The sequence below is a fragment of the Lentzea rhizosphaerae genome (genome assembly GCF_042649515.1).
Lineage (GTDB): Bacteria > Actinomycetota > Actinomycetes > Mycobacteriales > Pseudonocardiaceae > Lentzea > Lentzea aerocolonigenes.
Genome location: NZ_JBHRZI010000057.1, coordinates 284,626 through 305,182 on the forward strand (window position 1 = coordinate 284,626; position 20,557 = coordinate 305,182).

The following is a 20,557-nucleotide window of genomic DNA, read 5'->3' on the forward strand; positions in this document are numbered from 1 at the left end:
TGACCCGACGAGTGCTCCAGGAGGGGCGTTGACCGCCGAGGCCCTCCCCGCCGAACTGCGCAGAGCCATCTGCCAGATCGCCCGCACCCCGCGACTTCTGGTCGCCAGCGACTACGACGGAACACTCGCGCCGATCGTGAGCGACCCGGAGCAGGCCCGCCCGCTGCCCGAGTCCGTGAACGCGCTGCGTTCGCTCGCGAGCCTGCACGAGACCACCTCAGCCGTGATCTCCGGCCGTGCGCTGCGCGATCTGGCCACCCTTTCCCGCCTGCCGGGCGAGGTCCACCTGGTGGGCTCGCACGGCTCCGAGTTCGACGTCGGCTTCGTCCACGCGCTCGACGCAGGCGCCAAGGCGTTGCTGCGGCGCATCGAGGCCGAGCTCGAAGAGATCGTCGACGGCCGCGAGGGCGTGCACCTCGAGGTCAAGCCCGCGTCGGTCGCGGTGCACGTGCGCCGTGCCGTGAGCGAGGCCGTCGGCGAAGCGGTGCTCGACGCCGTCCGCTCCGGCCCGTGCACCTGGGAAGGTGTGCAGGTCACCGAGGGCAAGGCCGTCATCGAGCTCGCCGTCGTCGAGACCGACAAGGGCCACGCCCTCGACATCCTGCGTCACCAGGTCGGCGCCACCGCGGCGATCTTCCTGGGCGACGACGTGACGGACGAGAAGGCGTTCGCCCGCCTGTCCGGCCCCGACCTGGGCATCCGCGTCGGTGCCGGCGAGTCGCTCGCCGAGCACTACGTGAACGACCCGGCCGACGTCGCCACGGTGCTGGCGTTCCTCCTGGAGGAGCGCCGGGCGTGGCTGCACGGCGACCAGGCCGTGCCGATCGAGCGGCTGACCATGCTCGCGAACGAGCGTTCGGTCGCGCTGGTCACGCCGGACGCCAAGGTCAACTGGCTGTGCCACCCGGAACCGGACTCGGCCGCGATCTTCGCGGACCTGCTGGGCGGTCCGGCCGCGGGCCACTTCTCGATCAAGCCGGAGCACGGTTCGCTGCCGCTGGGCCAGCGCTACCTGCCGGGCACGATGATCGTCGAGACCCGCTGGTCGCGGCTCCTGGTCACCGACTACCTGGAGCACGACCTCGCCTCGCACCGCACGGACCTGGTGCGCCGGATCTCCGGCTCGACCAACGCGGTGATCACGTTCGCGCCGCGGCCGGAGTTCGGCCAGGTGCCGGTGCGCTTCATCCGCGAGCGCGACGGCCTGCGCGTCGTCGGCACCTCGGACCCGATGGTGCTGCGGTCGCCGGGCGTCGACTGGGAGATCACCTCCGACGGCGTGCAGGAGACCGCACGCGCTGTCGTGCGTCCGCGCGAGGGTGCGCCGGTGTTGCTGGAGCTGCGTTGCGGCACCGACGACATCTCCGAGCACGCCTCTCCGGAGTCGGTGCGCCGTGACCGCGCGGCCGGCTACTGGTCGGACTGGGCGGCGGGCCTCCGTTTGCCGACGGTCCAGACGGACCTGGTGCTGCGTTCGGCGTTGACGCTGCGCGGCCTGGTGCACAAGGACTCCGGCTCGATCATGGCCGCGGCCACGACGTCGCTGCCGGAAGAGCTCGGCGGCGTCCGCAACTGGGACTACCGCTACTGCTGGCTGCGCGACGGCGCGATGACCGCCGCCGCCCTGGTGTCCGTGGGCTCGTTCGCGGAGGCCGACGGCTTCCTGGCGTGGCTGCACGGCGTCCTGGAGACCATCCCGGGCCCGGAGCGCCTGCACCCGCTGTACACGCTGCACGGCACCCAGCTCGGCGCCGAGGCCGTGATCGACACGCTGCCGGGCTACGCGGGTTCGCGTCCGGTCCGCGTCGGCAACCTCGCGAACCAGCAGGTGCAGCTCGACGTGTTCGGCCCGGTCGTCGACCTGGTCGTGCAGCTGGCGTCCGCGCGCGGCTCGTTGTCGGACCACGACTGGGCGATGGTCCAGGCGATGGCCGAGGCCGTCTCACGGCGCTGGCACGAGCCCGACCACGGCATCTGGGAGGAGCGGCACGCACCGCGCCACCACGTGTACTCGAAGGTCATGTGCTGGCTGACCATCGACCGCGCGATCAAGCTCGGCGAGCAGTTCGGCCGCGAGCTGGACCCGTCGTGGGTGCCGTTGCGCGACACGATCGCCACGGACGTGCTGAAGAACGGCTGGAACGACGAGGTCCAGTCGTTCACGACGGCCTACGACGGCGACGACCTGGACGCGGCGTCCCTGTTCGTCGGCCTGTCCGGGTTGATCGACCCGACCGACGAGCGCTTCCAGTCGACGGTGACCGCCATCGAGGCGGAGCTGCGGTCCGGCTCGACCGTGTACCGCTACCACCGCGACGACGGCCTGCCGGGCGACGAGGGCGGCTTCCACCTGTGCGCGGCGTGGATGATCGAGGCCTACCTGCTGACCGGCCGCCGCACCGAGGCCGAGGAGCTGTTCGGCCAGATCGTCGCGGCCGCGGGCCCCACCGGCCTGCTGCCCGAGGAGTACGACCCGGTGGCGGAGCGCTCGTTGGGCAACCACCCGCAGGCGTACTCGCACCTGGGCCTGATCCGCTGCGCCCAGCTGCTCTCGCAGTAAATTTTCCTGTCACGCGGGGGCCCCGCGTTTCCCTGGAGGAAATGTGGGGCCCCCGCGTGACGTTTCAGGGACGCGGCGGGACGCGTTCGATGATCTTCGCGGTGCCCGGCGAACTGCCCTCCAGCGCGATCACGTCGCCTTTGAAGAGGTGCACCCACGCCGGCGGCACGAACGGCCGCAACCGTGCCGTAGCGCGCTCCCCAGGCCCCAGCACGGGCTTGGACTCGATCCACAGCGCAGCCACCCGCCGGTCGTTGCCCGTCAGGTCCCAAGTGGGCCGCTCTCCCCTGGCCTGCAACGGTTCCGCGTCACGCGACAGCACCAGCTCGACCCGCAGCAGCCCTTGGATCGACTCCACGCACCGCCACTGGAACCAGGCCTCGTCCGCCTCCATCTGAACCGCCGCCTCGGCCAGCAGGGCCCAGTAACGCGGCGTCTGCCAGGTGTTGCCGTCGAACTCACCCAGCAGGTCGAGCACCAGCTCCCACTCCTCGTGGTCGAGGTGGTCGAGCACGTCCTCGCTCTGCACCTCCGCCGGCACCATGCGCGCGGCGAACCGCAACAACTCGCCTATCTCGCGGTCGTGTCTCCCCAACACCCGTGATATTGGATCACGGTCGCCTCACCGGCCACGGGCGGCGCCTCGTGCATGGTGAGCACGTCCCCTTTTTTGAGATGCCGCCACGCTTCCGGCGACAGCGGCAGCAGCCTCACCACCGCCCGCCCGCCAGGTTCCAGCTCGGGCTTCGACTCGACCCACATCACGGCCGTCCGCAGGTCACCGCCACCCACGTCCCACAACGGCCGCAGCACGCCCGCGCCGGAGATCGGCATCTTCCGCGCGCCGGGCACCAGCTGGAGATCGACGCGGATCAGACCGTTCCGCGTCTCGGCCTCGCGCCAGTGGAACCACTTGGACGGCAGGTACAACTCTTCTGCCGCGGCCGCCAGCAGCTTCCAGTACTCCGGGGTCTGCCAGGCGATGCCGTCGAAGTCGCCGAGGAGGTCGAGCGCGAACTCCCACTCGTCCTGGTCGAGGTACTCAAGGATGTCCGCGGCGGAACACCCGGCATCGCTGCGGGCGTCGGCGGGCACGAGCGAGGCGGCACGACGCAGCAGCTCAGTCATCGGCGTTCACGCGCATCCGCCGGGTCAAGCCCACAGCCTCCGCAGCACCTGGGGCATCGCTGCGCGCCTCGCCGGGTATCAGCGCGGCCACATGATCGCGCGGTACCGGACACCAGCGCGACTGCACGACACAGCAGCTCACTCGTCCTCGTTCTTGACCGCCCGCATCCGCCGGTTCAGCCCCAGCACCTCCAACGCCGACACCAGGTCGTTCGCCACCAGCGCCCGCACCCCGTCCGGCAGCGGGCCGTGGTCCGGTGGCACCAGCGCCTTCTTGAAGCCCAGCCTGGCCGCCTCGGTGAGCCGCTTGCCGACGCCGTTGACCCGGCGGATCTCGCCGGCGAGGCCCACCTCGCCGAGCACCACCAGGTCCGCGGGCAGGGCGATCTCCCGTTCCGCCGAGGCCACCGCCAGCACCACGGCCAGGTCGGCGGCGGGTTCCACGAGTCGCATGCCGCCCACGGTCGCGGTGAAGACGTCCTTCTGGAACAGGTTGACCTTGCCGCGCTTCTCCAGCACGGCCAGCGCCATCGAGATCCGTGCGGAGTCGAGGCCGCTGACGGCGCGGCGGGGTGCGGGGAGGTTCGTCTTGGCCACCAAGGCCTGCACCTCGCCCAGCATCGGCCGCTTGCCTTCGACGATCACCGTCACACAGGTGCCCTCGACGGCCTTCTCGCGGCGCGTGAGGAACAGGCCCGACGGGTCCGGCACGCCCACGATGCCGTCGTCGCGCAGCTCGAAGCAGCCCACCTCGTCCGCAGCGCCGTACCGGTTCTTGATGCCGCGCAGCAGCCTCAGCGACGAGTGGCGGTCGCCCTCGAACTGCAGCACGACGTCGACCAGGTGCTCCAGGACTCGTGGTCCCGCAACGGATCCGTCCTTGGTCACGTGGCCGACCAGCACTACCGGCAGACCGCGTTCCTTGGCCATCGCGATCAGGCCCGACGCGACGGTTCGCACCTGCGTGACGCCGCCGGGCGTGCCCACGACGCTCACCGTCGACATGGTCTGCACGGAGTCGACGATCAGCATCGACGGCTTCACCTGGTCGACCTGGCCCAGCAACGCGCTGAGCTCGCTCTCGGCCGCCAGGTACATCTCGGGGTGGAGGTTGCCGGTGCGTTCGGCGCGCAGCCGCACCTGGCCCGCCGACTCCTCGCCCGTGACGTAGAGGCAGCGCCCGTGCGACTCGGCCCAGCGGTGCGCGGTCTCGAGCAGCAACGTCGACTTGCCGACGCCCGGCTCGCCCGCCAGCAGCACGACGGCACCCGGCACGAGTCCGCCGCCCAGCACGCGGTCGAACTCACCGACGCCCGTCGACAGCGCCCGCGCCGACTCGATGTCGACCTCGCCGATCGGCCGGGCCGCCGACGTGGGCGCGCCGGCCACGACGCGCGTCACCGACGCGGTGCCGCGTTCCTCGATGCTGCCCCACGCCTGACATTCGGGGCAGCGGCCGAACCACTTCGCCAGCTCGTGCCCGCACTCGGCACACCGGAAGATCGGCCGCGCTGTCTTCGCCACGACGCGAACGTTAGAGGACACCACCGACAGTTCTGATGGCCGCTGCTTCGCAGACGGCGGCGAGATCGTCTTCAAGTCGGTCATCCGACACGAACTCGCGATCTCCGGCCAGGTCAGACCACGACCAGAAACTTTCCAAGATTTTTCTCGGCAGATTGTCGATCCACCCCGCAGCCCGTTCGACGCATCAGTGGAAGGACACGACAGCCTGGAGGACACAGTGACCACCGCAACCGCGACCCAGACCCGCAAGTTCGCCCTCGGCCGCTACGCCACCGTCGTCACCCGCGTGCTGACCGGCCTGCTGTTCGCCACGACCGGTCTGAACGGCTTCCTGATGTTCATGCCCGCACCGGACCCCAGCACGATGGCGCCGGAAGGCGTCGCGTTCAGCGCGGCCCTCTACGCGACCGGCTACATGCTGCAGCTCGCGTCCGCGGTCCAGCTGGTCTCCGGCGTGCTGCTGGTCGTCGGCCGGTTCGTGCCGCTGGCGCTCGCGATGCTGGCCCCGATGGTCGTGAACATCTTCCTGTTCCACGTGTTCCTGGAGCCCAGCGGAACCGTCATGGCGCTGCTCGTGGTCGCCGCGGAGATCGGCCTGGCGTGGGCCTACCGCGACCGGTTCCGCCCGATGCTCAAGGCCGCGTGACGAGAACACGAGAGCACGAAGAACGCCGCCCCCTCACCAGGAGGGAGCGGCGTTTTCAACGTCCTGCCGTCTGCGAAGCAGCGGCCGAAAACTCAGTGACCGGCGGTCTCGTGGCCCTCGCTCACGCGCTTGTGCTCGGACGGCGCGATCGGCACCTCGAGCGTGACCGAACCGGCCTTCTCGAAGAGGAACGTGATCTTCACGGTCTGCGCCGCCACGATGTCGCGGTTGACCTTCTTCAGCGTGCAGCGGACCTTCAGCACCTCGAGGTCGGCCGGGATCGCGGCCGACGACGAGGTCGGCGCGACGGACGAACCCGACGGACGGCCGGAGGACGACGGCGAGCCGGTGGACGACGACGGAGCGCCCGTGGTCGTGGTCGGGGCACCCGAAGTCGACGACGGCGCACCCGAGGTCGAAGACGGAGCCCCGGAGGTCGACGAAGGCGCGTGCGACGACGAGGCGGCGTGCGACGAGGACGAAGGCGCGGAGGTCTTCGTCGGGGCCTTCGAGGCGTCGTACTCCGCCTGCAGCGCGTACCGGGCCGGGATGTCCTTGCCGCCCACGATCTCGGCCTCGCCCTCGGCGGCGTCGGACTTGATCGACAGCAGCTTGTCCGGGGTCTCGCCCGTGTTCGCGATGACGAAGGTCATCGGCACGTCGTCACCCTCGTGGTAGCGGTTGCCGTCCGGCGGGAACGCCAGCATGACGTTGCGCACCGCGATCGGGCCCGCGTTTCCGCTCGCACCGTCCACGGCGGCGACCTGGGTGTCGGTCTGGGTGACCTGACCGGCGCTGCAGCCGACCGCCACCAGGCCGAGGCCCGCGGCCAGCGCTGCCGTCACGATCAACCGGCGAGACACTCCTGAGTTCACGGCTCCAGCGTCCTTCCTAGGGAACAACCACCAGGCAAAGAGCCTAACCGGGGCCCGGAAAGGGGACGCGACGTGGTGCCAATCGATCTTGACAAGCCCGTACGTTGCACGCAAACAGGTGGTTTGTCAACCCCCCACACGGCCCTGACCAGCACTAACGGATCATCGACCTGCGTGGGAAGGGTTGCCGGACGTGTTAGGATGGAGGAAGCGAAAGGGGCAGAGGACACATGGTTTTCAAGGTCGGAGAGACCGTCGTCTACCCGCACCACGGTGCCGCTCTCATCGAAGCAATCGAGACCCGCGTGATCAAGGGCGAGGAGAAGAAGTACCTCGTTCTCAAGGTGGCGCAGGGCGACCTCACCGTTCGGGTTCCCGCAGACAACGCCGAGATCGTAGGCGTGCGCGACGTTGTCGGCCAGGAAGGGCTCGACCGGGTCTTCGAGGTCTTGCGTGCTCCCCACACCGAGGAGCCGACCAACTGGTCTCGGCGGTACAAGGCCAACCTTGAGAAGCTCGCCTCCGGCGACGTGAACAAGGTTGCGGAAGTGGTGCGCGACCTCTGGCGGCGCGAGAAGGATCGCGGGCTGTCCGCCGGTGAGAAGCGAATGCTGGCGAAGGCTCGGCAGATACTGGTCAGCGAGCTGGCGCTGGCCGAGGGCACCGACGAGGACAAGGCCGAGGTTCTCCTCGACGAAGTTCTCGCGTCCTAGTTTTCAACACAAAACACAGAGCATCGGACAAAGTCGCAACATGAGTGTTGTCGCGCTCGTGCCTGCGGCAGGGCGGGGTGAGCGTCTGGGCTACGGGATGCCCAAGGCGCTCGTGCCGGTCGACGGAGTACCGCTCTTGACCCGTGCCGTTCAAGGTCTGTTCGCGTCAGGCCAGGTTCAGCACGTCGTCATCGCCGCTCCACCGTCCGATGTGGATCAAGTGCACACCGCAACCGCCTCGCTGGCTCCCGCCGGCGGGGCGGTGCACGTGCTTTCGGGGGGCGCGCAGCGCTCCGATTCGGTGCGCCTCGCCCTCGAACACGCGCTCCGCGTGATTCCGGACACCTCGATCGTGCTGGTGCACGACGCGGCCCGTGCTTTCACCCCTCCCGAGGTCATCGCGGGCGTCGTGGCCGCTGTGCGCGACGGGCACGACGCCGTCATCCCCGTGCTTCCGGTCGCCGACACGATCAAGCAGGTGAACGAGGTCGGAGTGGTCGTCTCCACACCTGACCGAGCCGGTCTGCGGGTCGTCCAGACCCCGCAGGGTTTCCGTGCCGAAACTCTCAGAGCCGCCTACAGCGCCGCTGTTGCCGCGACTGATGACGCGGGTCTTGTAGAGCAGAACGGTGGCGAGGTCCACACGGTTCCCGGACACGCGCATGCCATGAAGATCACCACTCCGTTCGACCTCGCGGTCGCGGAGGCACTTTTCTGCGGAGGCCAGGAGTGAGGATCGGCCAGGGCGTCGACGTCCACCCGATCGAAGCAGGTCGCGAGTGCTGGATCGCCGGACTGCTGTGGGAGGGCGTGGACGGGTGCGCGGGTCACTCCGACGGCGACGTCGCCTCGCACGCGCTGTGTGACGCACTCCTCTCCGCGGCGGGCCTCGGCGACCTGGGCGCGGTCTTCGGCACGTCCGATCCACGCTGGTCCGGCGCGCACGGCGTGGTCCTGCTCACGGAGGTGCGCCGCCTCGTCGAGGAGGCCGGTTTCCGAGTGGGAAACGCCACAGTGCAGGTGATCGGCAACGAACCGCGCATCGGCAAGCGCCGCGAAGAAGCTCAGAAAACCCTTTCCGAGGCCGTGGGCGGTCCGGTTTCGGTGGCCGGCACGACGACCGACGGACTCGGTCTCACGGGCCGCAACGAGGGCATCGCGGCGATCGCCACGGCGTTGCTGATCAGCGCAACCTGATCGCCACGCCGACCAACGACACCTGCACGGTTGGCGGCAGTCGAGGCGACTTGTCGGCGAATCCGCGCCCAGGCTCGTGCGCTGGCGATGAACGGCGCATTTGTCCACCTGAGGTGAACAAATGCGCCGTTCATCCACTTCGCTGCTCGGGCACCTTGATCACAGCCGTGCCGCCGTCGAGGTCCACCCGGCTCCGCGGCGGCGCGCCGTCACCTTCTTCGTCGCGCAGCTGCCGCTCCTCCTTGCGGTACTCGAGCTCGTCGCGCTTGCCCGCCTCGAACGTCGCGCCCAGCTCTCCGAATCCCGCCGCCGCGATCGGCGTGCCCTTCTTCCTGCGCGCGAACCGCTCGACCACCGCGAGCACGAACAACGCCACCACCAACGCGGGCAACGACATCGCGAACAGGAACCCCAGGCTCATACCTGGACAACTCCGGCGACGACACTGTGGTTCCCGCCACTAACATCCACACGGTGACCAAGTACGACATCTGCCTGTCGTTCGCCGGCGAGGACCGCGTCTACGTCGAAGAGGTGGCCCACCACCTCAAGGATCTGGGACTGCGCTACTTCTACGACAACGAGCGGCAGCACGAGCTCCTGGGCGAGGAGCTCACCGAGTACCTGGACAAGGTCTACCGCGAAGAGTCGCGCTTCTGCGTGATGTTCGTGTCGAAGGACTACGTGCGGAAGATCTGGACGATCCACGAGCGCCGCTCCGCGCTGGCCCGCGGCCTGCACGACCCGCACAGGCCGTACGTGCTGCCCGTCCGGTTCGACGCCACGCCCGTCCCCGGTCTGCGCCCCAGCATCGGCTACCTCGACCTGAAGGACTTCACGCCGCGCCAGCTCGCCGAGATGCTCGCGAAGAAGGTCGGCGTCGAGGTCGGCCCGCCCGAGGCCGGCTGGGAGTACCGGACGTTCACCGACATCGTGCGGCAGAGCATGCGCGGCCTCGAGGACAAGAAGCTCAACCACGAGATGGGCTTCGCGGACAACGTGCGCTCGCTCAGCTCGGACACCGACGCGATCGACTACTTCACCGCTCGCACCCGCAAGTTCGACGAGATCCTGAACGCCGTCCAGGACGTGCTCTCGCCGCAGAAGCAGCAGTGGGCGTTCGGCCCGGCGGGACAGGCCGGCAACGCGGACAAGATCCGGCTCCTGGCCACGCGGTTCGTGAAGAGCTACGAGGACCTGCTCGACTGGGCCGCCGACCTGCGCGGCACGACGACGCCGGACCGCCACCGCGCGCTCTACGAGGCCACCGCGAAGCTCGCGGACGGGCCGTTGAAGCAGATCGAGGAGTTCGTCGAGCACTTCGCCGTCGCGGCCCAGCGAGGTGCGGGCGACCTGACGCTGACCATCGACTACGACTCGTCCGAGGTCGAGGCAGAGCTGAAAAAGGTCCAGACCACGTAGAGTCGAGGGCGTGACGATCCGCGCCGCGCTCTTCGACTTCTCCGGCACGCTCTTCCGGCTCGAACACCCCGAGCTGGCGTCCAACGCGGACCTGATGCGTGCGCTCACCGCCCCGGTCGGCATCGCCGACGACATGGACCCCGAGCTCGTCGACGCGTGGTACCGCCGCGACCTCGACCCCGACGTCCACCGCTGGGTGCACGTCCGGGTGCTCAACGACTCGAACGTGGCCAACGCCGAGGCCCTCTACGACCAGCTGATCGACGCGGAGTCGTGGCAGCCCTACCCGGACACCGAAACCGCGCTGGCGCACCTCGCCGACCTCCCCGTCGCGGTCGTCAGCAACATCGGCTGGGACATCCGGCCCGTGTTCGAGCGGTTCGGGCTGACGCACCTCGTGGACGAGTTCGTGCTCTCCTACGAGGAAGGCGTGATCAAGCCGGACCCGAAGATCTTCACCACCGCCTGCGAACGGCTGGGCGTCGACCCGCGCGACGCGGTGATGGTCGGCGACAGCGAGGAGGCGGACGGCGGCGCGGAGGCCGTCGGCTGCGCCTTCCGCCTTGTCAATCCGGTTCCGACGAGTGACCGCCCGACTGCTCTTTTGGATGTGGCCCGTACCATTCCCGTGTGAGCCTCCACATCTACGACACCGCGAGCCGGTCCATGCGGGAGTTCCACCCGCAGGTCAACGGAACGGCGTCGATCTACGTGTGTGGGGCGACCGTGCAGGGCATCCCGCACATCGGCCACGTCCGCAGCGGCCTCAACTTCGACGTTCTGCGTCGGTGGCTGGCGCGCGACGGCGCCGACGTGACGCTGGTCCGCAACGTCACCGACATCGACGACAAGATCCTCACCAAGGCCGCCGACCACGGCAAGACGTGGTGGGAGTGGGCGTACAAGCACGAGCTCGAGTTCGAGAAGGCGTACGACGCGCTGGGCTGCCTGCCGCCGTCGTACGCGCCGCGGGCGACCGGCCACGTGACGCAGATGGTCGAGCTGATGCAGCGGCTGATCGACAAGGGCCACGCCTACGACGTCGACGGCGACGTCTACTTCGACGTGCGCTCGCTGCCCGAGTACGGCGCGTTGTCCGGCCAGAAGCTCGACGCCGTGGAGCAGGGCGAGACCGCCGTGCGCGGCAAGCGCGACCCCCGCGACTTCACGTTGTGGAAGGCCGCGAAGCCCGGTGAGCCGTCCTGGCCGACGCCGTGGGGCAACGGCAGGCCCGGCTGGCACCTCGAGTGCTCGGCGATGGCCACGACGTACCTCGGCAGCACGTTCGACATCCACGGCGGCGGGATCGACCTGATCTTCCCGCACCACGAGAACGAACAGGCGCAGTCGCGCGCGGCCGGTGACGGCTTCGCGAACTACTGGATGCACAACTACTGGGTGACGTTCTCCGGCGAGAAGATGTCCAAGTCGCTCGGCAACACCGTGTCCATCCCGGTGATGCTGGAGAAGGTCAGAGCCCAGGAGCTGCGGTACTACCTGGTGGCGCCGCACTACCGCTCGCACATCGAGTACTCGGAAGAGGCGTTGCAGGAGGCGGTGACGTCGTACGGGCGCATCGAGTCGTTCCTGCGCCGTGTCGCCGAGCGCGTCGGGCAGGTCCAGCTGCGCGGCGACATGTGCCCGGACTTCGTCGTTGCGATGGACAACGACCTGAACACGCCTCAAGCCGTGGCGGCACTGCACAACAAGGTGCGCCAGGGCAACACGGCACTCGCCGACGGCGACCACGACAAGGCCCGCGAAGCGGCCGAGTGCGTGCGCCGGATGGCCGACGTCCTCGGCGTCGACCCGTTGTCGCCGAAGTGGAACGACCAGTCGTCTGCCGACCTCGGCATGCGGCAGGCACTCACCACGCTGGTTGATCGGCTGCTCGTCGAGCGCCAGGAAGCCCGCAAGAGCAGGGATTTCGCACGCTCTGACGCGTTGCGCGACCAGCTCTTGGAGGCGGGCATCGCCGTCGAGGACACCCCCGACGGTCCGCAGTGGACTTTGAAGGACGACTGACTTCCGTGGCTGGCAACTCCAAGCGCAAGGGCGCGATGCGCAATCCGGGCTCGAAGAAGGGCGCGGTCGTCGGCTCCGGCGGACAGAAGTCCAAGGGCCTGCAGGGCAAGGGACCGACCCCGAAGGCGTCGGACCGCCCGAACCACCCCGCCTACAAGCGGGCGAAGGCCGTCGCGAAGACCGAGGCGGTCAAGACGCAGCGGCGCCAGAAGACCGAGAAGGCCCAGGCCGAGACCGTGGCGGGCCGCAACCCCGTCGTGGAGTGCCTGCGCGCGGGCACGCCGGCGACGGCGCTGTACGTGGCGCTCGGCATCGACGCGGACGACCGCGTGGCCGAGGCCGTGCGCCTGGCGGCCGACCGGGGCATCTCCGTGCTGGAGGTCGCCCGCGGTGAGCTCGACCGGATCACCGGCGGCGCGATGCACCAGGGCCTCGGCCTGCAGGTGCCGCCGTACGAGTACGCGACCCCGAACGAGCTGCTGGAGATCGCCCAGCGCGCCGGTGAGCCGCCGCTGCTGGTGGCGCTGGACGGCGTGACGGACCCGCGCAACCTGGGTGCCGTCGTGCGTTCCGCCGCGGCGTTCGGTGCGCACGGCGTGGTGCTGCCGCAGCGGCGCAGCGCGTCGATGACGGCGGTGGCGTGGCGGACCAGCGCGGGCACGGCGGCCAAGCTGCCGATCGCGATGGCCACGAACCTGACCCGCACGCTGCGCGACTGGGCTGAGGCGGGCCTGATGATCGTGGGCCTCGACGCCGACGGTGACGTGGACGTCGACGGTCTGGACCTCGCGACGGGCCCGCTGGTCGTCGTCGTGGGCTCGGAGGGCCGCGGCCTCGGCCGTCTGGTCAAGGAGACCTGCGACCAGACCGTGTCGATCCCGATGGCCACGGGCGTCGAGTCGCTCAACGCGTCGGTCGCCGCCGGTGTCGTGCTGGCAGAGGTCGCGCGCCGTCGCCGGATCGACGCCAAAGGCTGATCACGCCTGACGTTATCGGCTGCTTCGCGACGCTGAGCGCGACCATTCACCGACGTTAGTGATCGTTTTCCCGCCCGCGAAACCGGTTCAGCTTTCACGGGCGGGAAACTGTGAACTCGGCTTCTTGCCAACACCTTGCGGGTGCCTCGGATGACAAACGGCGTGCCCTATTCCGCGCCACTCCCGAGCGCGGGTACGGTCGTCTTGTTCGCCAATTACCAGTTCTGCCGGGCAGGAGTCGGAGCGGGTTGCACCGGTTGGCCGAGCGGGTGACACCCGTTTGGCACCAGCTGACACGAAGCGTGACCATTTGGGGTCCAATCAGGCGAACCCGAGGTCAACTGTGAAGAAGATCAGCTCTACGTTTCGCTATTGTAACTACTTTAGGTAACCAGCCTGCTCCGTTTAGGTACACACTGTGGTAGGACAGACGTTGAACGGTCAGGCAGCTTCTACCGTGATTGTCGATAGAAATTGATTACTACCGGCGGGGGCGACGTGACTCGGCGTAGAGCGAATCGGGACGTGCCGATTCGTCGCGTGCGGGCCGCGGCGCGCCGAGGAGCCGTATGACGACCCGTGGCGCCCTCCGCGAGCTAGTTGGTTTGCGTGAGTTCCGCGCCATGTGGATCGGTTCGACCGCTTCGACAGCCGGTGACCAACTCGCAGCAGTCGCATTGTCACTGCTCGTATTCGAGCGAACACAATCCGCTGCCTGGACCGCGCTCACCTGGTCGTTGACGCTCTTCCCGCCGCTGATTTCGGGCCCGTTGCTCGGCTGGGTCGCCGACAGGTTCCCGCGACGCACGGTGATGGTGACGACGGCCTGGTCACAGGCGGTGCTCATGGCCGCGATGGCCATTCCCGGCATGCCGCTGTGGGCGATGATCGTGCTGTTGGTGGTGGTGCTGGCGATCTCCTCGCCGTACCTCGCAGCCCAGGAGGCGAGCCTCCCGCACGTGCTGCCGGCCAAGCGCTACGACGACGGCGTGGCGCTGTTCGGCACGTCCGTCGACATAGCCCAGATGGCGGGCCTGGCCGCCGCAGGCTTCCTCGTCGCCCGCACCAACCCCGGCGTGGCGCTCGCGATCAACGCGGTCACGTTCGCCGTCCTGGCGATCCTGGTGCAGACGTCCGTGAAGCACCGTCCGGCCGCGGATCCGCTGGGCCGCAAGAAGAAGGACGACGAGCCGCGCGGCGCGCTGACCCTGATGGTCTCCGAGCCGCGATTGAGGACTTTGCTGGGTGTCCGGCTGCTGGCCGGCCTGGCGATGGTCCCCGAAGGACTGGCGGTGCCACTGGCGGCGAGCCTGAACGCGGTCTGGGCGGTGGGCCTGATCCTCGCCATCGAACCCGCGGCGAACGTGCTGGGTGTGGCGCTGTTGTTCCGTCTCGTGCGCGATCCGGCGAAGCGAGAACGGCTGATCGGCCCCCTGGCGATCCTGTCGCTGGCGCCGCTGATCATGTTCGCGTTCAACCCGAACCTGACCTGGACGATCGTTCTGCTGGTGATCGCCGGTATAGGCGGGGCCTATCACACACCCGCTCGTTCGGCTTGGATGAGACTGCTACCCGACCAGTACCGAGGAAGGGCTTATGGCATTGGGCGCGCTGCACTGCGCTCGAGCCAGGGCGGAGGAATGGCGCTGGCCGGTGTCGTCGCCCATTCGATCGGATCGGTCACGGCCACGATCGCGGGAGCGGGCGGTATCGGACTGCTGCTGGCAACACAAGCCACCATCGCCTGGCGACGTGCGCGAGGTCGCAACGACACGAAGGCGGTGGCAATCTGAAACAGAACGGTCACCAATAGCGATATCCGTGTTAGAGGCACCAGGACGATCTAGATGCAAGATTGAAGTCCGGTCTACGAGAGGCAGCGTTCAGAAGTCACGGTTGCGCATGGAAGGACACCTCCTCGTTGCGACGAGCAGCAGCGTGGTGGTCTACGACCTGGTCAGCGGCGGCTTAGCTCATGAAGTGCCATGAGCGTAGGGGGTCGTGGTGAAGAACAGTTTGACTGATCGCAGGCGATCGCGGGCACTCGGCTTGACTCCGATTCGCAACTGGGACCTTTGGACCGTTGCGCCTAGTGCGATCGCGTACTTTTTCGTGCTCGAAGCAGCCGTAGCCGTTGCGTCCATTTGGCTGCTAACAAGACTGACCTCGGTCGACAACTCCGACTGGCTCCGCTTCGGCGCGCTCATCGCCGCGATCACGATCCACCTCACGATCGTCCGCCGCGCAGAAGAGGCCCGCCGCAACGAGGCCTCTGGCCCCCACATCGACCTGACCTCGGTCTGGACCTTCGCAGCAGCAGTGGCCCTCCCCGGCGGCCTGGCAGTGATCGCCACGATCTGGATGCGCATCCTGATCCAGCCGATCGCCCGCCGCCAGCCCTACCGCTTCGTCTTCGGCACGGCCTCCATGCTGGCCAGCACCCTCCTTTCGTGGACCCTCGTCCACCTTTCGGGTGTCTCCCTAGCCGCAACGGGCAACGTCCCAACAGACCTCGGCCTGGTCCTGATCCTGGCCATCACCGCAGTCCTCTACTGGTTCGTCCAGGTGATGACAGTCGCGGTTGCCTTCAAGATCGTCACCCCGAACTCGAAGGTCCTCGACTTCCTGGGCTCCAAGGTCGACAACATGCTCGAAATGAGCACCCTCGGCGCCGGCGCCATGCTGGGCATGCTCATGACCTCCCACTGGGTAGGCCCACTACTCCTGGTCGTCCCAGTGATCCTCGTGAACGCCCTCCTCTCCCGAGCAGGCGAACGCCGCACCCACCTGGAACGCCTCCTCCGAGAACAGGAACAACTCCACCAGCGCCTGGCAGCCGACGCCCACACCGACTACCGAACGGGCCTGCTGAACACCAACGGCCTGGCCGAATACGCCGGCCGCCTGGCAGAACGCTGCCGCCTCGACGGCGAACCGATGACCGTCCTGGTAATCGACCTGGACCACTTCAAGCGCATCAACGACACCTGGGGCCACCCAGCAGGAAACGCAGTCCTGGCCGAGGTGGGCCGAATCCTCCGCGAAAAACTCCGCCCAGGCGACGTGGCAGGCAGGGACGGCGGTGAGGAATTCGTAGTGGCCCTGAAAGACACCCCAGTGGCCCAAGGCGTGACGATCGCCGAACGCATCCGCGAAGCCATCGGCTCCCTGGCCGTCCCCACCACGGACAAGCACCGCAATGTCGTCACCCTCTACGGCCGCGAAATCCAGCCCACCGAACCAGAGGGCGTGGAACTACAGGCGATCAGCGCCTCAATCGGCGTAGCAGTGATCCCCGACAACGGCCCGGACATGGCCACGGCCCAGCACTCGGCAGACGCAGCGCTCTACAAGGCCAAGGAAAACGGCCGCAACCAGGTCCGCGTAGCAGGCCTGGACATCCCGCCGCGCCTGATGCCAACCCCGCGCCAAGACGACATCACGAAGCCGATCACCTCACGCACGGCCTGACGCAGCTCAGGTGGGAATCCGGGCACTCCATCACGCAGACCGGCGCTGAACCGCCCCAATCCCCCTGCAAACGAGGTAGATCACGAAGCTCACCGCCGTGACGAGAGCGGAAACCGGAAGGCCCGGTTGCAGCGACAGAAGAATGCCGCCGACCGCCGCCACCTCCGCGAAAACAACGGAAAGAACGGTCGCCCGCAACGGCGAGGCAGTAACCCGCATGGCAGCCGCCGCAGGCGTGATCATCAACGCCAACACCAGCAACGCCCCGACAACCTGAACCGACAACGCAGTAGCCACACCGACCAGCACCGCGAAGACGATCGACAGCCCCCGCACCGGAACCCCGCGCGAGACAGCCACATCAGGATCAACCGACGCGAAGAACAACGGCCGATAGATGAACGCCAACACGGCCAGCACAGCCACCGACGAAACAACCAACAGCGTGAGATCAGTCGAGTCGACCCCGACGATCTGCCCAGTCAGCAGCCCGAACTTGTTGGCAGCCCGTCCTTTGTAGAGGGCGAGCATGAGAATCCCCATGCCCAGCCCGAACGCGAGGATCGCGCCGATCACCGAGTCGCGGTCGCTCTCCCGCCGCGACAACACCCCGAGCAGCACCGCGGCGATGATCGACCCGGCCAGCGCGCCGTACCCGACACCGATCCCGAGCAGCAGGGCCGCCGCACCACCGGTGAACGCGAGCTCGCTCGTGCCGTGCACGGCGAACGCCATCTTGCGGGTCACGATGAACGGGCCGAGCACGCCGGCGACGAGCCCCAGCACGGCGGCCGCGATCAACGCGGTCTGCACGAAGTCGAGCTCGAGCAGATCGAAGATCGTCACGACGCGGCCTCCGCCGTGAGGTGGTGGGTCTGTTCCTCGCAGGCACCCGCGCCGACGACCAGGATCTGGTCGCGCACCCGCACGACCTCGACCGGCGTCCGGTACAGCTCGGACAGCGTGCGGGAGTTCATGACCTCGTCCGGGGTGCCGACGCGGAACCTGCCGCCGACCAGGTAGAGGACCCGGTCCACGAGCGGCAGCACCGGGTTCAGCTCGTGCGTGACGAACAGGACCGCGGTGTTCGCCTCACGGCGGCGCTTGTCGATCAGCTCGGAGACCACGCGCTGGTTCGCGAGGTCGAGCGACAGCAGCGGTTCGTCGCAGAGCATCACCGTCGGATCGCCGACGAGAGCCTGCGCGACGCGCAACCGTTGCTGCTCACCACCGGACAGCAGACCGATCGGTTCGTCCGCGTACCGCGTGGCGCCGACGGACTCGATGGCCGCGTCGACGCGGATCCTGCGCTCACGGCGGTGGCGCAGGCCGATGCCCCAGCGGGAGCCGTCGAGGCCGAGACCGACGAGGTCCCGGCCGCGCAACGTCATGGACTGGTCGAGCGCTCGCTGCTGCGGGATGTATCCGACGGCCTGGTTGCCGCCGGCGACGGTCACCGTGCCCGACGACAGCGGCTGCAACCCCAGCAGCACCCGCATCAGGCTGGTCTTGCCGGACCCGTTCGGGCCCAGGACCGCGAGGAACTCACCGGGCTCGACGTCGAGGTCGAGCCCGTCCCACAACACCCTGTCCCCGTAGGACAGGCGTGCCCCGCGCAGCGAGATCGCGGTCATGCCTTGAGCGCCTGCGCGAGCGCGTCCACCTGCTTGCTCATCCAGTCAAGGTAGCTGGTCACACCCGCGGGCAGCGTCTCGGTGACCTGAACGACCGCCACGCCCGCCGTCTTGGCCTTCTCCACGACCTGCTTCGTGACCTGGTTCTCGGTCTGGGTGTTCTCCACCAGCACGTTGATCTGCTTGCCCTCGACGAGCTTGTTCATCTCCGCGAGCGCGGCGGCCGGCACGTCCGACTCCTCCTCGATCGCCTTGCTGAACGCCTCGGGCGTGACGTCCTCGGCACCGGTCTCGTCGAGCAGGTAGTGCGCGATGGGCTCGGTGGCGGCGACCTTCTTGCCCTTGCCGATGCCGTCGACCTTCTTCTCGAGCTCCTCGAGCTTCGCGGTGAAGTCCGCGGTGTTCTTCTCGAAGGTCGTCTTCTTGTCCGGCGCGATGGCACCGAGCTCGTTCGCGGCCGCCTCGGCCACCGCGCGCACGGTGTGCAGGTCGTACCAGACGTGCTCGTTCTGCTCGTGGTCGTGACCGTCCCCGGCGGGCGCCTCGCTCGTGGGCGCCTGGCTGGTCGTCTCGGCCTGGTCGTGCTCGCGCAGCGGGAACGCCTCGACCTTCTTGGTCGCGTCGCTGGTGATCAGCTTGGCGAAGAAGTCGTCGTAGCCACCGCCGTTGAAGACGACCAGCTTGGCGTCCTTGACCAGCGCGGCGTCGGCCGGCTTGCTCTCGTACGAGTGCGGGTCGGCGCTCGGGTCGTCCAGCAGCGCCTTGACCTCGACGGCGTCGCCACCGACGGCCTGAACCACGCTGCCCCACACGTTCGTGGAGGCCACGACCTTGATCTTTCCGCTGTCCGAAGCAGGGGTGGCCGTGCCGCACGCGGCCAGGCTCACGACGGCGAGTGCGCCGACCAGAGCGTTGCGGAGAGTCATCACGCCGTCCCTCGATCAGGTAATGGAAACCGTTGTCGAGTTCAGTTTACGACACGAAAAAGCCCCCGGCGGTCACGCCGGGGGCTTCCGCGTGTGACTCACGCCTCCAGGCGCTCGCCCGATTCGGGGTGGAACAGGTGGATCTCGCTGTGGTCGCGCACGGCGACCTTGACGTGCTGACCCAGGGTCGGCGGCGTGCGGCCGTCGACGCGGACCACGAAGCGCTGCGACGAGTCGCCGATCTTCACGGCACCGTGCACGAGCGCGTCGGCACCGAGCTCCTCGACCAGCTCGACGGTCATCTCCATGCCCTCTTCACCCGACGGCACGATGCCGAGCGCCTCGGGACGGATGCCGAAGGTGACCTCGTCCAGACCACCGGCGGCGTCGAGCGCGGCACGGGACAGCGGCACGATGATGCCGTCGAGCTTCGCGCCCTCCGACGTGATCGGCACGGTCTTGAGGTTCATGGCCGGCGAGCCGATGAAGCCCGCGACGAACGCGTTGGCCGGGCGGTCGTACAGCGCGCGAGGCGTGTCGCACTGCTGCAGCAGACCGTCCTTGAGCACCGCGACGCGGTGGCCCATCGTCATGGCCTCGACCTGGTCGTGCGTGACGTAGATCGTCGTGGTGCCGAGACGCTGCTGGAGGGCGGCGATGTTCGCACGGGTCTCGACGCGCAGCTTGGCGTCCAGGTTGGACAGCGGCTCGTCCATGAGGAACACGGAGGGCTCACGCACGATGGCGCGACCCATCGCGACACGCTGACGCTGACCACCGGACAGCGCCTTCGGCTTGCGCTCCAGGTACTTGGTGAGGTCGAGCATCTTGGCGGCCTCTTCGACCTTCGCCTTGATCTCGGTCTTCGACACACCGCGGAGCTTGAGCGCGAAGCCCATGTTCTCCGCGACCGTCATGTGCGGGTAGAGCGCGTACGACTGGAACACCATGGCGATGTCCCGGCCCTTCGGCGGCACGTTCGTGACGTCCTTGCCACCGATGTGGATGGCGCCCTCGTCGACGTCCTCGAGGCCCGCGAGCATGCGCAGCGCGGTCGACTTGCCGGAACCGGACGGGCCGACCAGCACCAGGAACTCGCCGTCGGACACCTCGAGCGACAGCTCGTCGACCGCGCGGACCGGCGGGTTGCCGGAGAAGACCCGCGACGCCTTGACGTAGGACACCTCAGCCATGTGACGCACCTTTCACCTTGTCTGGGCGCGACGTTAGGGATTGCAAGCGCTTACGGGAACAGACGTAAGCGCTTACGTTCAAGGGTTGGTGAACGTAAGCGCTTACGTGCAGCGTCGTGGCTCCTGCAAGTCGCACAGTGAGGCGTTGAACCGCTACCGAGGCTGAACGATCAGTGGAGCCCCCGGTGCCGCGTTTGGCGCGAAAAGCACGTCCGGGCCATCTATCGGCCCGAACGTGCTTTTCGCGCCGAACAACAGGGGGC

General features: G+C 68.3%; 20 protein-coding genes. 11 read left to right on the forward strand and 9 right to left on the reverse strand.

The window, feature by feature from the left end; all coding sequences use genetic code 11:
• Positions 1–28: 28 nt before the first annotated feature.
• Complete coding sequence (gene otsB / locus ACFOWZ_RS45905; protein WP_382380669.1) at positions 29–2,560, forward strand: trehalose-phosphatase; 2,532 nt, start codon at positions 29–31, stop codon at positions 2,558–2,560.
• A 64-nt stretch (positions 2,561–2,624) separates the two neighbouring features.
• On the opposite strand, the gene ACFOWZ_RS45910 is transcribed toward otsB, so the two are convergent.
• The 3 genes from ACFOWZ_RS45910 to radA form a co-directional block, all read right to left on the reverse strand.
• Positions 2,625–3,158 carry a hypothetical protein gene (locus ACFOWZ_RS45910; RefSeq protein WP_382380671.1) on the reverse strand — a complete coding sequence of 178 codons (534 nt, stop codon included), beginning with the start codon at positions 3,156–3,158 and terminating at the stop codon, positions 2,625–2,627.
• Complete coding sequence (locus ACFOWZ_RS45915) at positions 3,131–3,688, reverse strand: hypothetical protein (RefSeq protein ID WP_382380673.1); 558 nt, start codon at positions 3,686–3,688, stop codon at positions 3,131–3,133. The genes ACFOWZ_RS45910 and ACFOWZ_RS45915 overlap by 28 nt, the downstream gene beginning before the upstream one ends.
• A 138-nt stretch (positions 3,689–3,826) precedes the next feature.
• Positions 3,827–5,212: a DNA repair protein RadA gene (gene radA, locus ACFOWZ_RS45920; RefSeq protein WP_382380675.1), complete on the reverse strand. Its 1,386-nt coding sequence runs from the start codon at positions 5,210–5,212 to the stop codon at positions 3,827–3,829.
• Between the two features lie 220 nt (positions 5,213–5,432).
• On the opposite strand from radA, the gene ACFOWZ_RS45925 reads away from it, so the two are divergent.
• Positions 5,433–5,861 (forward strand): DoxX family membrane protein, encoded by a 429-nt coding sequence (locus ACFOWZ_RS45925; RefSeq protein ID WP_382380677.1) that lies wholly within the window; start codon positions 5,433–5,435, stop codon positions 5,859–5,861.
• A 92-nt stretch (positions 5,862–5,953) separates the two neighbouring features.
• Here the strand turns inward: ACFOWZ_RS45925 and ACFOWZ_RS45930 are convergent, their stop codons facing one another.
• Positions 5,954–6,736, reverse strand: coding sequence for a hypothetical protein (locus ACFOWZ_RS45930; protein ID WP_382380679.1), 783 nt, complete (start codon positions 6,734–6,736; stop codon positions 5,954–5,956).
• Positions 6,737–6,966: 230 nt separating this feature from the next.
• On the opposite strand from ACFOWZ_RS45930, the gene ACFOWZ_RS45935 reads away from it, so the two are divergent.
• Genes ACFOWZ_RS45935 through ispF form a run of 3 tightly spaced genes read left to right on the forward strand, consistent with a single transcriptional unit; the run spans position 6,967 to position 8,646 of the window.
• The gene (locus ACFOWZ_RS45935; RefSeq protein WP_030471010.1) at positions 6,967–7,449 is read left to right on the forward strand and encodes a CarD family transcriptional regulator; all 483 of its coding nucleotides are present in this window, start codon (positions 6,967–6,969) and stop codon (positions 7,447–7,449) included.
• 40 nt (positions 7,450–7,489) lie between these two features.
• Positions 7,490–8,182 carry a 2-C-methyl-D-erythritol 4-phosphate cytidylyltransferase gene (gene ispD, locus ACFOWZ_RS45940; RefSeq protein WP_382380681.1) on the forward strand — a complete coding sequence of 231 codons (693 nt, stop codon included), beginning with the start codon at positions 7,490–7,492 and terminating at the stop codon, positions 8,180–8,182.
• Entirely contained in the window at positions 8,179–8,646 is a 468-nt protein-coding gene (gene ispF / locus ACFOWZ_RS45945; RefSeq protein WP_382380683.1) for a 2-C-methyl-D-erythritol 2,4-cyclodiphosphate synthase, read from the forward strand. The genes ispD and ispF overlap by 4 nt, the downstream gene beginning before the upstream one ends.
• Before the next feature lie 130 nt (positions 8,647–8,776).
• Here ispF and ACFOWZ_RS45950 read toward each other — a convergent pair whose 3' ends face one another.
• Positions 8,777–9,067: a DUF6191 domain-containing protein gene (locus ACFOWZ_RS45950; protein WP_382380685.1), complete on the reverse strand. Its 291-nt coding sequence runs from the start codon at positions 9,065–9,067 to the stop codon at positions 8,777–8,779.
• Positions 9,068–9,120: 53 nt separating this feature from the next.
• Here ACFOWZ_RS45950 and ACFOWZ_RS45955 point away from each other — a divergent pair, with 53 nt between their 5' ends.
• The 6 genes from ACFOWZ_RS45955 (at position 9,121) to ACFOWZ_RS45980 (ending at position 16,541) form a co-directional block, all read left to right on the forward strand.
• On the forward strand, positions 9,121–10,068 hold the full coding sequence (locus ACFOWZ_RS45955; protein ID WP_382380687.1) for a toll/interleukin-1 receptor domain-containing protein: 948 nt from the start codon (positions 9,121–9,123) through the stop codon (positions 10,066–10,068).
• A 10-nt stretch (positions 10,069–10,078) separates the two neighbouring features.
• On the forward strand, positions 10,079–10,702 hold the full coding sequence (locus tag ACFOWZ_RS45960; RefSeq protein ID WP_382380689.1) for an HAD family hydrolase: 624 nt from the start codon (positions 10,079–10,081) through the stop codon (positions 10,700–10,702).
• Positions 10,699–12,093, forward strand: coding sequence for a cysteine--tRNA ligase (cysS, locus tag ACFOWZ_RS45965; protein ID WP_382380691.1), 1,395 nt, complete (start codon positions 10,699–10,701; stop codon positions 12,091–12,093). Before ACFOWZ_RS45960 ends, cysS begins: the two co-directional genes overlap by 4 nt.
• Before the next feature lie 5 nt (positions 12,094–12,098).
• Positions 12,099–13,070, forward strand: a complete 972-nt coding sequence (gene rlmB, locus ACFOWZ_RS45970) for a 23S rRNA (guanosine(2251)-2'-O)-methyltransferase RlmB (RefSeq protein ID WP_382380693.1) — start codon at positions 12,099–12,101, stop codon at positions 13,068–13,070.
• A gap of 623 nt (positions 13,071–13,693) precedes the next feature.
• Positions 13,694–14,863 carry an MFS transporter gene (locus ACFOWZ_RS45975; protein WP_382381310.1) on the forward strand — a complete coding sequence of 390 codons (1,170 nt, stop codon included), beginning with the start codon at positions 13,694–13,696 and terminating at the stop codon, positions 14,861–14,863.
• Positions 14,864–15,071: 208 nt separating this feature from the next.
• Entirely contained in the window at positions 15,072–16,541 is a 1,470-nt protein-coding gene (locus ACFOWZ_RS45980) for a GGDEF domain-containing protein (RefSeq protein WP_382380695.1), read from the forward strand.
• Between the two features lie 30 nt (positions 16,542–16,571).
• Here the strand turns inward: ACFOWZ_RS45980 and ACFOWZ_RS45985 are convergent, their stop codons facing one another.
• The 4 genes from ACFOWZ_RS45985 to ACFOWZ_RS46000 all read right to left on the reverse strand — a co-directional run bounded on the left by ACFOWZ_RS45985 (position 16,572) and on the right by ACFOWZ_RS46000 (position 20,294).
• Positions 16,572–17,387, reverse strand: a complete 816-nt coding sequence (locus ACFOWZ_RS45985; protein ID WP_382380697.1) for a metal ABC transporter permease — start codon at positions 17,385–17,387, stop codon at positions 16,572–16,574.
• Complete coding sequence (locus tag ACFOWZ_RS45990; protein WP_382380699.1) at positions 17,384–18,175, reverse strand: metal ABC transporter ATP-binding protein; 792 nt, start codon at positions 18,173–18,175, stop codon at positions 17,384–17,386. The genes ACFOWZ_RS45985 and ACFOWZ_RS45990 overlap by 4 nt, the downstream gene beginning before the upstream one ends.
• Complete coding sequence (locus ACFOWZ_RS45995; RefSeq protein ID WP_382380701.1) at positions 18,172–19,101, reverse strand: metal ABC transporter solute-binding protein, Zn/Mn family; 930 nt, start codon at positions 19,099–19,101, stop codon at positions 18,172–18,174. Before ACFOWZ_RS45995 ends, ACFOWZ_RS45990 begins: the two co-directional genes overlap by 4 nt.
• 98 nt (positions 19,102–19,199) lie before the next feature.
• Entirely contained in the window at positions 19,200–20,294 is a 1,095-nt protein-coding gene (locus tag ACFOWZ_RS46000; protein WP_382380703.1) for an ABC transporter ATP-binding protein, read from the reverse strand.
• Positions 20,295–20,557 lie beyond the last annotated feature (263 nt).